Source organism: Pseudomonas sp. LA5, from assembly GCF_028640825.1.
Lineage (GTDB): Bacteria > Pseudomonadota > Gammaproteobacteria > Pseudomonadales > Pseudomonadaceae > Chryseomonas > Chryseomonas aestiva.
The window spans coordinates 14,817-26,626 of record NZ_JAQYZY010000053.1 but is presented as its reverse complement, the minus strand read 5'-3'; the positions used below and the strand labels follow the sequence as shown (position 1 = coordinate 26,626).

The 11,810-nt window shown below is 66.5% G+C and carries 13 protein-coding genes; 9 read left to right on the top strand and 4 right to left on the bottom strand.

The genetic code is table 11. The features are described 5' to 3' along the window. The first annotated feature begins 46 nt into the window (after positions 1 to 46). Positions 47 to 1,792 (top strand): bifunctional diguanylate cyclase/phosphodiesterase, encoded by a 1,746-nt coding sequence (locus PVZ72_RS20065; protein WP_273862838.1) that lies wholly within the window; start codon positions 47 to 49, stop codon positions 1,790 to 1,792. A 3-nt stretch (positions 1,793 to 1,795) separates the two neighbouring features. On the opposite strand, the gene PVZ72_RS20060 is transcribed toward PVZ72_RS20065, so the two are convergent. The 3 genes from PVZ72_RS20060 to PVZ72_RS20050 all read right to left on the bottom strand — a co-directional run bounded on the left by PVZ72_RS20060 (position 1,796) and on the right by PVZ72_RS20050 (position 3,561). Next, positions 1,796 to 2,167, bottom strand: coding sequence for a hypothetical protein (locus PVZ72_RS20060; protein ID WP_133859354.1), 372 nt, complete (start codon positions 2,165 to 2,167; stop codon positions 1,796 to 1,798). 5 nt (positions 2,168 to 2,172) lie between these two features. After that, positions 2,173 to 2,637, bottom strand: coding sequence for a YkvA family protein (locus tag PVZ72_RS20055; RefSeq protein ID WP_133859355.1), 465 nt, complete (start codon positions 2,635 to 2,637; stop codon positions 2,173 to 2,175). Between the two features lie 150 nt (positions 2,638 to 2,787). Continuing rightward, positions 2,788 to 3,561 (bottom strand): FKBP-type peptidyl-prolyl cis-trans isomerase, encoded by a 774-nt coding sequence (locus PVZ72_RS20050; protein WP_133859356.1) that lies wholly within the window; start codon positions 3,559 to 3,561, stop codon positions 2,788 to 2,790. A 255-nt stretch (positions 3,562 to 3,816) separates the two neighbouring features. Between PVZ72_RS20050 and PVZ72_RS20045 the strand changes: the two genes are divergently transcribed. The 8 genes from PVZ72_RS20045 to PVZ72_RS20010 all read left to right on the top strand — a co-directional run bounded on the left by PVZ72_RS20045 (position 3,817) and on the right by PVZ72_RS20010 (position 10,951). Next, positions 3,817 to 4,107 (top strand): hypothetical protein, encoded by a 291-nt coding sequence (locus PVZ72_RS20045; RefSeq protein WP_187979031.1) that lies wholly within the window; start codon positions 3,817 to 3,819, stop codon positions 4,105 to 4,107. A 63-nt stretch (positions 4,108 to 4,170) separates the two neighbouring features. Next, complete coding sequence (locus PVZ72_RS20040) at positions 4,171 to 4,845, top strand: ABC transporter ATP-binding protein (RefSeq protein ID WP_273862837.1); 675 nt, start codon at positions 4,171 to 4,173, stop codon at positions 4,843 to 4,845. Further along, positions 4,842 to 7,301 (top strand): FtsX-like permease family protein, encoded by a 2,460-nt coding sequence (locus PVZ72_RS20035; RefSeq protein ID WP_273862836.1) that lies wholly within the window; start codon positions 4,842 to 4,844, stop codon positions 7,299 to 7,301. The genes PVZ72_RS20040 and PVZ72_RS20035 overlap by 4 nt, the downstream gene beginning before the upstream one ends. Beyond that, positions 7,291 to 8,343 carry a lipocalin-like domain-containing protein gene (locus tag PVZ72_RS20030; protein WP_273862835.1) on the top strand — a complete coding sequence of 351 codons (1,053 nt, stop codon included), beginning with the start codon at positions 7,291 to 7,293 and terminating at the stop codon, positions 8,341 to 8,343. Before PVZ72_RS20035 ends, PVZ72_RS20030 begins: the two co-directional genes overlap by 11 nt. Positions 8,344 to 8,468: 125 nt before the next feature. Continuing rightward, positions 8,469 to 8,780 (top strand): DUF6482 family protein, encoded by a 312-nt coding sequence (locus tag PVZ72_RS20025; RefSeq protein WP_273862834.1) that lies wholly within the window; start codon positions 8,469 to 8,471, stop codon positions 8,778 to 8,780. A 163-nt stretch (positions 8,781 to 8,943) separates the two neighbouring features. Continuing rightward, a complete protein-coding gene (locus PVZ72_RS20020; protein ID WP_273862833.1) occupies positions 8,944 to 9,375 on the top strand; it encodes a DUF4440 domain-containing protein in 432 nt (143 codons plus the stop codon). A 143-nt stretch (positions 9,376 to 9,518) separates the two neighbouring features. Further along, a complete protein-coding gene (locus PVZ72_RS20015) occupies positions 9,519 to 10,544 on the top strand; it encodes a TerC family protein (RefSeq protein WP_273862832.1) in 1,026 nt (341 codons plus the stop codon). Positions 10,545 to 10,558: 14 nt separating this feature from the next. After that, the gene (locus PVZ72_RS20010) at positions 10,559 to 10,951 is read left to right on the top strand and encodes a hypothetical protein (protein WP_273862831.1); all 393 of its coding nucleotides are present in this window, start codon (positions 10,559 to 10,561) and stop codon (positions 10,949 to 10,951) included. Between the two features lie 353 nt (positions 10,952 to 11,304). Here the strand turns inward: PVZ72_RS20010 and PVZ72_RS20005 are convergent, their stop codons facing one another. After that, a complete protein-coding gene (locus PVZ72_RS20005) occupies positions 11,305 to 11,778 on the bottom strand; it encodes a GreA/GreB family elongation factor (protein WP_273862830.1) in 474 nt (157 codons plus the stop codon). Positions 11,779 to 11,810 lie beyond the last annotated feature (32 nt).

Sequence of the window (11,810 nt, the reverse complement as noted above, 5' to 3'; positions counted from 1 at the left end):
GTGCGACCCCCGGGCATTTTCGTTTCTGGGTTTCTACAGGCTAACCATGACGCTTAACGACCAGGCTGGGGTGTTGGATCGCATTCTCGCCAACCGCGAGCTGCATTCGCTCTTTCAACCCATAGTGTCCTTGAGCGAGCGACGCATCCTCGGCTACGAGGCGCTCATCCGCGGCGCCTCCAATACTCCGCTGCAATCCCCCCTGCCCCTCTACGCCACCGCCCGCCAGGCCGGTCGCCTGTCCGAACTGGAAATCGCCGCCCGCCAGCAGTCCTGCCAGACCTTTCGCGAACTGGCCCTGGATGGCCTGCTGTTTCTCAATGTCTGCCCGGAAACCCTGCTGGAGCCGGCGCATCAGTCGGGGCAGACCCTCAAGCTGCTGCAGCGCCTGGGGCTCTCACCGGCCCAGGTGGTGATCGAGCTGACCGAACAGGCGCCCATCGATGACTTCGCGCTGCTGGCCACCGCCCTGCACCACTACCGCGCCATGGGCTTCTCCATCGCCCTCGATGATCTGGGCGCGGGCTATTCCAGCCTCCGGCGCTGGTCGGAGTTGCGCCCGGACTTCGTCAAGATCGATCGGCATTTCATCGAATCCATCCACCGCGATGCGGTGAAACGCGAATTCGTCGGCTCCATCCTGAAGATGGCCGAAGCCTCCCGGGCCCAGGTGATCGCCGAGGGCATCGAGACCCACGAAGAGCTGTCGACCCTGGCTAGCATGGGCATCGACCTGGTGCAGGGCTATCTGCTGGGCCGCCCGACGGCGGCCCCGCCGCGCGAGATCCAGACCCTGCTGCCGGTGATCACCACCCGCAGTTCCGATTTCGCCGAGGAAGCGACCACCGTCGCCAGCCTCAGGGTCGAGCAGGTCGCGGTCGGCCAGGACATGCTGATCCCCGAGGTACTGGAGCGCTTCCGCCTGCAACCCAGCCTCAATACCCTGGCGGTGGTGGACGAGGACGATCGCCCGGTGGGCATCGTCCATCACCACGAGCTGAGTTCGGCGCTGCTCAAGCCCTTCGCCCACGAAGTGTTCGCGCGCAAGCCCATCGCCCGGCTGATGAGCCAGGATTTCCTGGCCACCGAAACCAACCAGTCGCTGCAGCAGGTCAGCCGGCTGCTCACCGCGCGGGCACGCCAGCGCATCGAAGAGGATTTCATCATTACCGAGGGCGGTCGCTATGTCGGGGTCGGTCGGGTGATGGATGTCCTGCGGCTGATTACCGAGCAGCGCATCCAGCAGGCCAAGCACGCCAACCCCCTCACCCAGCTGCCCGGCAACGTGCCCATCCAGCAGTGCCTCACGCGCTTGCTGGATCAGCAGCGCGAAGCCGTGGTGTGCTACGTCGACATCGATGGCTTCAAGCCCTTCAACGATCTCTATGGCTACGCCAAGGGCGACGAGGTGCTGCTCTCGCTGGCGCAGACCCTCTCCGAACGCCTGGATCCGCAGCAGGACTTCGTCGGCCATATCGGTGGCGACGACTTTCTGGTGGTGCTGGGTTCCTCGGACTGGCGACAGCGACTCAACGGCCTGATGGCGGGCTTCCAGGAGCGCTGCCGGCATTTCTATCGCAGCGAGCACCTGGAAGCCGGCTGCTTTCTCGCCTACGACAGAGACGGCCGCCGCCGCGAGTATCCGCTGCTGTCGCTGTCACTGGGGGTCGTGGAGCTGGACAAGGAGGCCGGCAAGCGGGTGGATGCCAGCGGCCTGGCCGGCCTTGCCTCGGAAGCCAAGCGCAACGCCAAGAGGGTGCCCGGCTACAGCCTGCACCTGATGCGGGCTTGAACCCTATTCAAGGCGATGGTCGGGATAGCGGTGGTCGAATACCCGGGTCACCTCGGCCGCGTGCCAGCTGACTGCATCGCTCACCGGCGGCGAGCCGTCCAGGGCACCCAGGCGCAGGGCGCAGTCGAAGAAACCTTCACGAGGGATGCGCGTCCCGCTCTGGCTCACCACCAGCGCACTGCGCAGGGGCCGGCCCTCGCGACGGTCGAGGGCCGCCAAATACTCCAGAGCGGTGGTCAGAGTCACCATCGCCGGCTGGGGCAGCCCCAGCCGTTCGATCACCGAGCGATAGGTCAGCAGGCTGCGGCTGCGCCGCGCACTTTCCAGTTCATCCAGCAAGGCCAGCCAGTGCTGGCGACTGATGCGTACGCTCAAGCCATTCAGTCCCGCAGCTGATCGAGGGCGACACCCGCCGCCGGCCGTTCGTGCCGGTCGGGCAGCGCGGCCAGGGCCGCCTGCTGACTTGCGGTACGGTTGGCGCGCCAGGCTCGGAAGCCATCCAGCTCGTCGCTGCAGGCCTTGCCGACCCAGGCCAGCACGGCGAGGTCGTCGAGCAGACCGAACATGGGCACCCAGTCGGGAATGAGGTCGATGGGCAGCAGGAAATAGACCAGGCCGCCGGCTACGGTCAGCAGCGTCTTGCGGCTGACCCCGCGATACTCGCCGCGCCACCAGGCCAGCAGCAACTGATGGAACAGCCCCAGGGTCTCACGGGCTTCGCCCAGCTTGAGTCCACGCTTGCTGGTCTTGCGCGCGACGCCGAGCAGCAGCGCCGGCAGGCGGCCACGGATCAGCAGGCGCTGGGCGATACCCAGATAGCGATCAAAATTCTTCGGCGGCTTCATGGACACCTCGAGCAATGGAGAACGGAGGGCAGCAACCCCTTTGGCGCAGGGCTTTTCACCCCAGCTTTGATCGCACCGCTGCGTCAGGGTTTCCCGCCGCCCAACGTAAAACGCCCTGCAAGGCAGGGCGTCTGATACAGCAGGAGCGGCTTACTTCTTGGCCGGGGCCTTTTCGGCAGCGGCCGGCGCATCGGCAGCCGGAGCGACCGGGGCGTCTTCGGCGTCGGCAGCGGCGGCGTCCTTGATGCCGAGCAGTTCCAGGTCGAACACCAGCACCGAGTTGGCCGGGATCGCCGGGCTCGGGCTCTGGGCGCCGTAGGCCAGCTCGGAGGGGATGTACAGCTTGATCTTCTCGCCGACATGCATCAGTTGTAGCGCCTCGACCCAACCCGGAATCACGCCGTTGACCGGCAGGTCGATCGGGGTGCCACGCTTGATGGAGCTGTCGAACACGGTACCGTCGACCAGCTTGCCCTCGTAGTGCACGGTGACCACGTCGGTGGGCTTGGGCTGCGGGCCGTCGGCCTTCTTGACCACTTCGTACTGCAGGCCGGAGGCGGTGGTGATCACACCAGGCTTCTTGCCGTTCTCTTCAAGAAACTTCTTGCCGGCCTTGGCGTTGTCTTCGCTGACCTTGGTCATCTTCTCTTCGGCACGCTTCTGCAGGGCGGCGAAGGCTTCGGTCAGCTGCTGATCGGTCAGCTTCTGGTCCTTCTTGCCAACGGCGTCCTCGATACCCAGGGCGACGGCCTTGGGATCCAGGTCATCGATACCTTCCTGGGCCAGGCTCTTGCCCATGTTCAGGCCGATGCCGTAGGACGCCTTCTGGGCCGGGCTTTCCAGCTCGACCTTGGGCTTGGAGTCGCAGCCGCTCAGAACCAGACCCACCAGGGCCACCGCTGCTGCCAACCGATACTGTTTCATGTTGATTCCTTATCCGTGCGCATTGTGCGCGTTCAAATAACTGATCGAGCTTACAAGGAGACCTGCTCGCTTGCCATCGTCAGGCCTCTAAATGGCTGCAAAGGATAAGATTTCAAGCTTAGGTCTGCCTGAACATCGCGTGAACGAGGGGCGGGCAATCCCTGCGACGTCTTGTCCGGGGTGCCCGAGCAGTGGCGACCGGCGCGAGTCCAGGCGCTAGACTAGCGCCTTCTTCAGTGCCTGCCAGAGACCTCCATGTTCGAGCCCAACGATCTGAATCGCCCGCCCCTCGACCTCGCCCGCGAATCGCGCAAGGCCGGCGGCTACGGCCTGCTGTACTCGGTGCTGCTGGCGATCGGCATCCTGCTCTATCACCACTGGGTGCCCAGCGCCTTCCCCGGCAGCCTGCTGGAAATGTCCCTGGCGCTGCCCATCATCCTGTTCGCCGGCAGCGCCGTGTACTACCTGAACATGGTGCGCAAGTGCGAACGCCTGCAGCGCGAGGAAGACGAAAAAGCTGGCAAGGGCAAGGCCAAGCGCCGCTGACCGCGCTGAACGTCACCGCCCGCGCCCGGTCGATTGCAGACCACGACCGGCGCTGGAGGCGCGATGCTGACCATCACCGATCTGCACAAGAGTTATCCCACGCCCCAGGGGCCGCTGCCGGTCCTGCGCGGCGTGGACCTGAGCCTGGCGCGGGGCGCGAGTCTGGCGCTCATGGGCGAATCCGGCAGTGGCAAGAGCACCCTGCTGCATCTGGTCGCCGGTCTCGACCGGCCTGACCGAGGCGATATCCAGGCCGCGGGCCAGGCACTCGCCAGCCTCAACGAGCGTGACCTCGCCACCTGGCGCCGCGAGGGCATCGGGCTGATCTTCCAGCAATTCAATCTGATCGCCAGTCTGACCGTGGCCGACAATCTCGCCTTCCAGGCCCGGCTGGCCGGCCGCCATGATCCGCGCTGGCAAGCCGAGCTGGCCGAACGCCTGGGCCTGGCCACCCTGCTGGAACGCTATCCGGAACAGCTCTCCGGCGGCCAGCAGCAGCGCGTGGCCCTGGGGCGGGCGCTCGCCTCCCGGCCACCCCTGCTGCTCGCCGATGAACCCACCGGCAATCTCGACGAAGCCAGTGGCGACCAGGCCCTCGCCTTGTTGCTGGAACTGGTGGCCGAGACCGGCAGCAGCCTGCTGATGGTGACCCACAGCGCGCGTATCGCCAGTCATCTCGATAGCACCCTGCAACTGGAACGCGGACGTCTCGGCGGCGCAGCCGTGGGCCCATCATGAGGCTGCTCTACTGGAGTCTGCACAGCCTGGTCAGTCACTGGCGGCGGCATCCCCTGCAACTCGCCGGCCTGGTCACCGGCCTGTGGCTGGCGACCGCACTGCTGACCGGAGTGCTGGCGCTCAACGCCCAGGCCCGCCAGAGCTATGCCCAGGCCAGCGCCCTCTTCGGCGCCGACCAGTCGAGTCTTGAAGCCCCCGACGGCAAGCGCTTGCCCCAGGCGCTGTTCGTCGAACTGCGCCGCCAGGGCTGGCCGGTGTCGCCCGTCCTACAGGGGCGCCTGACCCTGGCCGAGCGCGAGGGCGCCCTGCCACTGCTGGGCATCGAACCGGTCAGTCTGCCCAGCGATCGCGGCGTGACGGCCAGCGCACCGCCAGAGGCCCTGTTCGACTTCCTCGGTCCGACCGGGACCACCTGGATCGCGCCAGAGACGCTGCGTGAATGGCGGCTGCAGGCCGGCGCGGTGCTGCATCGCGCCGATGGCCTGGTGCTGCCACCGTTGCAGCCGCGCCCCGGCCTGGCGCCCGGTACCCTGGTAATGGACATCGGCCAGGCTCAGCGCCTGCTGGACGCGCCAGACCAGCTTTCCCGGCTGATCCTGCCAAAGACCTTCCAACGTGCCCTGCCCACCCTGGACGGGGTCAGCCTGCAACGGGTGGAGAATGACCAGGGCGCCGAACTGGACCGCCTGACCGACAGCTTCCACCTTAACCTGCTGGCACTCGGCCTGCTGGCCTTTGCCGTCGGCCTGTTCATTGTCCATGCCGCGACCGGTCTGGCGCTGGAACAGCGCCGGGCCCTACTGCGTACCCTGCGCGCCTGTGGCCTGTCGGCCGCGACCCTGGTACTGGCGCTGACCCTGGAGCTGGCGCTGATCGCCCTGGTGGCGGGCGCCCTGGGGGTTGCCAGCGGGTACCTTCTGGCGGCGCTGTTGCTACCCGATGTGGCGGCCAGCCTGCGCGGCCTCTACGGCGCCGAAATCGCCGGCAGCCTGACCCTGAGTCCGGCCTGGTGGCTGGCCGGCCTCGGCCTCAGCCTGGGTGGAGCCCTGCTGGCCGGTGCCGATGGTCTGTGGCGCGCGGCGCGGCTACCGCTGCTGGCCCTGGCCCAGGGCGAGGCCTGGCGCGCTGCCCATGGCCGCTGGCTGCGTCGCCAGGCGCTGGGTGCCCTGCTGGTGGGCCTGGCGGCGCTGGTCCTCTGGCTGGGCGGCAACAGCCTGGCCAGCGGCCTGGCCCTGCTGGGTTGCCTCCTGCTGGCTGCCGCGCTGGCGTTGCCCCCGCTGCTGAGCGCCCTGCTGGATCTCCTGCTGAAGCGGGCACGGCGGCCACTTTCGCGCTGGTTCCTGGCCGACGCCCGACAACAGTTGCCCGGACTGTCCCAGGCGCTGATGGCGTTGTTGCTGGCCCTGGCGGCCAATGTCGGCGCCGGCAGCATGACCGAGGGTTTTCGCCGCACCTTCGATGGCTGGCTCGACCAGCGCCTGGCCGCCGAACTCTATCTGCGCCCGCAGGACGCTGCCCAGGCGGCGACCCTGCTCGACTGGCTGCCCCGCCAATCCAGCGTGCGCGCGGTACTGCCGGTGTACGAACGGGAGACGGGTATTCAAGGCCAGCCATCTACCCTGAGCGGTATCCTCGACGCCGATCTCTATCGGCGACACTGGCCGCTGCTCGATGCCGGCGACGAGGCCTGGACGCCGTTCTTCGCCGGTGATGGCCTGATGCTCAGCGAGCAACTGGCCCGCCGCCTGGGGGTGGTCAAGGGGCAACGGCTGGAGCTGCAGGGCAGCCAGGGTCGCTGGTCCGCCCCGGTGCTCGCCACCTATGCCGACTATGGCAATCCGCGCGGCCACCTGCTGCTGCCTCAGGCTCGCCTGCGGGCGCTGTGGCCGGATGCCGCCCTAGTGCGCATCGTCGTCCGCATGGCGCCGGCGCAGGTGGAGGCCCTGCGCAGCGAGCTGCAGCAGCGCTTCGGGCTGGACGCCAGTCACTCCATCGATCAGGGTCAGCTGCGGCGTTATGCCGACCAGGTCTTCGAGCGCACCTTCAGCGCCACCGCGGCGCTCAATGCCCTGACCCTGGCGGTGGCCGGTCTTGCCCTGTTCATCGCCCTGCTCGGCCAGGCGCAACGCCGTCTCGGCCAGCTCGCGCCACTCTGGGCGCTGGGCATCGAGCGTCCGCGGCTGATCCTGCTCAGTCTGGGCCAGTTGCTGGGGCTCGCCCTGCTGACCCTGGCACTGGCCATCCCGTTGGGCATCCTGCTCGCCTGGTGCCTGGTGGCGGTGGTGAACGTCCAGGCCTTTGGCTGGCGATTGCCGCTGCAGGTCTTTCCGGGCCAGTTGCTGGCGCTCTCCGCCATTGCCCTGCTGGCAACCCTGCTGGCGGCCGCCTGGCCCCTGCTTCGGCTGCAGCGCAGTCAACCGCTGGATCTGCTGCGAGAACTCGGTAATGAACGCTAGGGTCCTGCTGGTCGCATTCCTGCTGCTCACCGGTTGCGACGAGCAGCCGCCGTCCGCAGGCTTCGCCGGCCTCGGCCAGGGCAGCGAGAACTTCGCCGCGGTGGTGCCCGGCAAGGTCTTCAGCTTTCCGGCCGATCACGGCGCCCACCCGGATTTCCGCATCGAATGGTGGTACGTCACGGCCAACCTCAGCGATGCCGAGGGCCATCAATACGGCGTGCAATGGACGCTGTTCCGCAGCGCCCTGCGCCCCGGCGCCGACCAGCCCGGCTGGAGCAACGGCAACCTCTGGCTGGGCCATGCCGGCCTTACCAGCGAGACCCGCCAGTTTTCCGCCCAGACCCAGGGTCGCGGCGGCATCGGCCAGGCCGGGGTGACCGCCGCGCCCTTTTCCGCCTGGATCGACGACTGGCGGCTGAGCGGAGACCTGAACGGACGCGCCGAGGTTCGGGCCCAGGGTCCGGGCTTCGCCTACCGGCTGAATCTCGCCGCCACCGGCCCGCTGGTGCTCCAGGGCGAAGGCGGGGTGAGTCGCAAATCCGCCAGCGGCCAGGCGTCCTACTACTACAGCCAGCCGTTCTTCCAGGCCCAGGGCGAATTGGAGATCGAAGGCCGGCGCGTGCCGGTCAAGGGCCTGGCCTGGCTGGATCGCGAATGGAGCAGCCAGCACCTGGCCGCGGACCAGCTCGGCTGGGACTGGTTTTCCCTGCACCTGGACGACGGTCGCCAACTGATGCTCTATCGCCTGCGCCAGGCCGACGGCCAGCACTATCTATTCGGCAACCTGATCGGTGCCGACGGCCACAACCAGCCCCTGCATCCCGGCGATATCCGCCTGGCGCCGGAGTCCACCCACAGGGTCGCCGGACGCGAGGTGCCGGTGCGTTGGTCCATCACCCTGCCGGGGCAGCAGCTCGATCTGCATATCGCGGCGGTCAACCCCGATGCCTGGATGGCCCTGGGCACGCCCTACTGGGAAGGTCCGGTAAGGGTGGAGGGCAGCGCCAAGGGGGTGGGCTATCTGGAAATGACGGGGTACTGAAAAAAGCCGCAAAACGCGCCCTGGCCGCCTCTCGCATCGGAACTCCCAGCCCTGCCCTCGCCTCGAATCCCTAACTCCCCCTGCCGCCGCGCAGGGCTCGTTAGCGTGATAACCGAGGTGTGTCGATGAATGTCAAAGAGCTGAATCAGCAGGTCAAGGCCGGCGCGGTCAAGGAAGTCAACCTGGTGTCCATGGAAGGCGGCTCCTACGTCATCCATGCCTTGGTGGAAGGCACCTCGGTACCGGTCGCCGATGACAAGGGCGCGACCCTGCACGTGGCCTCGGTGGAAGAAGCCCGGCGTATCCTCGACGACGTCAAGGGGGTGCGCCTGTTCATCGCCCAGCCAGCGGTCTATGAAGAGATGGTCGGCCAGCCGGTGAGCGAGACCGATTCCCGCGAAGAGATCCCGCTGCGCTCGAAGATCGAGAATCGCTGAGCCGCACTCCTCCGCCGTCGCCGGCTACCGACGGCGACGCCGCCCCGTCATGACCCGGATCTCCCCGACCGGTGTCATCTTCCAACGATCTGGCCATGGCACGTACTCGCTCAGTACCAATTGTTATATTATAACAATTTCAAGTTCACCTGAGGATAATGCCATGTCCGTTGCCAGTCCTGCCCACGCGCCTGCTCGCTCCAACGAAGAGATCGCCTGCCTCGCCGGCGCCAAGGCTGCCCTGCACACCTGGGCGGCGCCCGTCGCCACCCGCGAGGTGGAAGCCATTCTTGCGCTCTATGCGCCCGACGCCATCCTGGTGCCGACGCTTTCCAACGAGCTGCGGGACTGCGAGGACAGCCGGCGGGAATATTTCCGCAATTTCCTCGCCAATGAGGGGCTGGTGTGCGACGTGGAGATCTTCAAGAAGAGGGTCGGCAGCAAACTCAGCACCGTGGTGGTCGGCGGCCTCTATGTCTTCCACTATCGCGATGGCGAGCAGGTCATCAGTGTGCCCGCACGCTTTCTCTTCACCTTCGAGCAGATCGACGGCCGCTGGCTGATCACCGGCCACCATTCCTCTCGAGAGGCCTGATCCAGAGCGGTTGCATTTTGTAAAACTGCAAGCCTTGCCGAATGTGCGCGAGTTCGAAATCCTGTCCTGGTGACCCGGGCCCCTCTGACGGTATGTACCGCCATGTCGAGTCATAGTCTTGAAACTTGACTAAGGAGGGGCTCATGAACGCCCTGCATGCATTCTTCTTCGCCGACTTCCTCGGCACCGCCACCTGGATGTGGCTGACCTTCTTCGCCGTCGTCATCGCCCTGCTGGCCTTCGACCTGGGTGTCCTCCACAAGGAGAACAAGCCCATCGAGGTCAAGGAAAGCCTGCTGCTGTCCGCGGGCTACATCACCGCGGGCCTGCTGTTCGCCCTCTTCGTCTGGCAGCTCAAGGGCGCCGATGCCAGCCTCGACTACGTCACCGGGTTCCTGATCGAGAAGTCGCTGTCCATGGACAACGTCTTCCTCATGGCGGTGATCTTCGGCTTCTTCGCCATCCCGCGGGAATACCAGCACCGGGTGCTGTTCTGGGGCATCCTCGGGGTGATCGTGCTGCGCGCCATCATGATCGGCCTGGGCGCCGCCCTGATCCACCAGTTCGACTGGATCCTCTACGTCTTTGGCGCCTTCCTGGTGATCACCGGGGTCAAGATGCTGTTCGCCAAGGTGGACGAAGAGCCCAAGCTCGACGACAACGTCTTCATCAAATTCCTGCGCAAGAAGCTGCGCGTGACCGACGAGCTGCACGGCCAGCATTTCTTCGTGCGCCAGCCCGATGCCAGCGGCAAGACGGTGCTCTGGGTGACGCCGATGTTCCTGGCGCTGATCGTGATCGAGTGCGCCGACCTGGTGTTCGCGGTGGACAGCGTGCCGGCGATCTTCGCCATCACCCAGGATCCCTTCATCGTCTACACCTCCAACGTCTTCGCCATCCTTGGCCTGCGCGCCCTGTACTTCGCCCTGGCGGCGATGATCCATCGCTTCGCCTATCTCAAGTACGCCCTGGCGCTGGTGCTGGTGTTCATCGGCTGCAAGATCTTCCTGGTGGGCATCATCGGCAAGATCCCCCCGGCGATCTCCCTGAGCGTGACCCTGGGCCTGCTGGCCGGTGGCGTGCTGGTGTCGCTGTACAAGACCCGCAGCGAGGCCAAGCCCACCGCTGCCGGTCATGAGCCGCGCGACTCCCTGAACAGGCCTTCGTGAAGGAGCGGACGACCATGACTACCAGAGCCATCCTCGGACTCGCCGGCATTCTCCTGCTACTTGGTCTCGGCGGTTGCGACAGTGCCGAGAAGGCCGCGGACAGCTTCGCCACCAAGGTGGAGGAAGCCGCTCGCGAACAGGCGCGGGAAACCCTCGGCGGGACCCTCGACGAGCTGAACAAGAAGGTCGACGAGGCCCAGAATCAGGGCCGCGCCTGGCTGGATCAGCATCGGCCGAAGTCGGAAAAGGAAGAGGCGGCACCGCCCAGGGCCAACCGGCCGGTGGAGGGGTGGAGACCTGAGAGAGGGATCGCCCTGGCGGCAATCCTGGAATCACGGCGGACCTCAACGTCTCTTGATCGCGGCCATGGCGGTCCGCCGATGCAGCCGCTCCTACGGCCAACCTGAAGGGTTGGAGCACTGCCCTAACCGCAGTACAGGGTAGGTTGGGTTGAGACGGCCTCGTCGTCGAAGGCCAACATGGTCGACGCTCTGAAGCGTGACCTGTAGGAGCGGCCCATGGCCGCGATTACCATCAACGGCACCACATGGCATCGTAGCGTGGAAAACGGCGTAGCCTTTTCCACCGGGGCTTCGTGGCGAAGGCACCCTCACCCCAACCCTCTCCGAGGGGAGAGGGAGCTATCCGGGCGGGCATTCATCTCCATCGGCACCGGCACGCCCGCGATCCGCCGCCATTGCCCAGTCCACAGGCGCGGGCCAAGGCCACGATGGAGACAGGACGTTACCTCTGTCCTACGCTAATACACCGCCAGGATCTCCTGCCGGTGCACCTTGCCTTCCACCGTCACCGCCACCTCATCGCCCTCCTCCCGCCCCAGCAATGCCTGACCCAAGGGTGCGCGGGGCGAGATCACCAGGACATCGTGGCCATCCAGCCTGACCTTGAGTCCCGCTGCATCCGGGCCGAGGAACATCCAGCGGCTGGCCGTCGCGGTGGTCAACTCGACCAGGGCACCGACGCGAATGCCGTCGTTCATGGCCACGGGTGTCAGCGCCCGGTAGGCCGCCAGGGCCAGCTCGATCTCGTGCAGGCGACGGCGTTGGCCATCCGCCAGATAGGCCGCTTCCAGACCGCGGGTGTCGTACTTGTTCTCGGCCTTGCTTTCGCTGTGGGTGGCCGCCTCGTGGCTGGCCGCCAGTTGCTGGCTGATGACCTCGCGGTCGGCTTCCAGGGCCTGAAGAATGAGGGGAAGCAGTCGCGCTTTGTCCATGAACCGGTCGCCGGAGCAAAGGGTGCGAGCCT

What these genes read in the sequence shown, in the direction of transcription:
- PVZ72_RS20005 (WP_273862830.1), bottom strand. Translation starts at nt 11,778, where the DNA reads ATGGACAAAGCGCGACTGCTTCCCCTCATTCTTCAGGCCCTGGAAGCC.
- PVZ72_RS20010 (WP_273862831.1), top strand. Translation starts at nt 10,559, where the DNA reads ATGACTACCAGAGCCATCCTCGGACTCGCCGGCATTCTCCTGCTACTT.
- PVZ72_RS20025 (WP_273862834.1), top strand. Translation starts at nt 8,469, where the DNA reads ATGAATGTCAAAGAGCTGAATCAGCAGGTCAAGGCCGGCGCGGTCAAG.
- PVZ72_RS20035 (WP_273862836.1), top strand. Translation starts at nt 4,842, where the DNA reads ATGAGGCTGCTCTACTGGAGTCTGCACAGCCTGGTCAGTCACTGGCGG.
- PVZ72_RS20015 (WP_273862832.1), top strand. Translation starts at nt 9,519, where the DNA reads ATGAACGCCCTGCATGCATTCTTCTTCGCCGACTTCCTCGGCACCGCC.
- PVZ72_RS20065 (WP_273862838.1), top strand. Translation starts at nt 47, where the DNA reads ATGACGCTTAACGACCAGGCTGGGGTGTTGGATCGCATTCTCGCCAAC.
- PVZ72_RS20045 (WP_187979031.1), top strand. Translation starts at nt 3,817, where the DNA reads ATGTTCGAGCCCAACGATCTGAATCGCCCGCCCCTCGACCTCGCCCGC.
- PVZ72_RS20040 (WP_273862837.1), top strand. Translation starts at nt 4,171, where the DNA reads ATGCTGACCATCACCGATCTGCACAAGAGTTATCCCACGCCCCAGGGG.
- PVZ72_RS20055 (WP_133859355.1), bottom strand. Translation starts at nt 2,637, where the DNA reads ATGAAGCCGCCGAAGAATTTTGATCGCTATCTGGGTATCGCCCAGCGC.
- PVZ72_RS20050 (WP_133859356.1), bottom strand. Translation starts at nt 3,561, where the DNA reads ATGAAACAGTATCGGTTGGCAGCAGCGGTGGCCCTGGTGGGTCTGGTT.
- PVZ72_RS20030 (WP_273862835.1), top strand. Translation starts at nt 7,291, where the DNA reads ATGAACGCTAGGGTCCTGCTGGTCGCATTCCTGCTGCTCACCGGTTGC.
- PVZ72_RS20020 (WP_273862833.1), top strand. Translation starts at nt 8,944, where the DNA reads ATGTCCGTTGCCAGTCCTGCCCACGCGCCTGCTCGCTCCAACGAAGAG.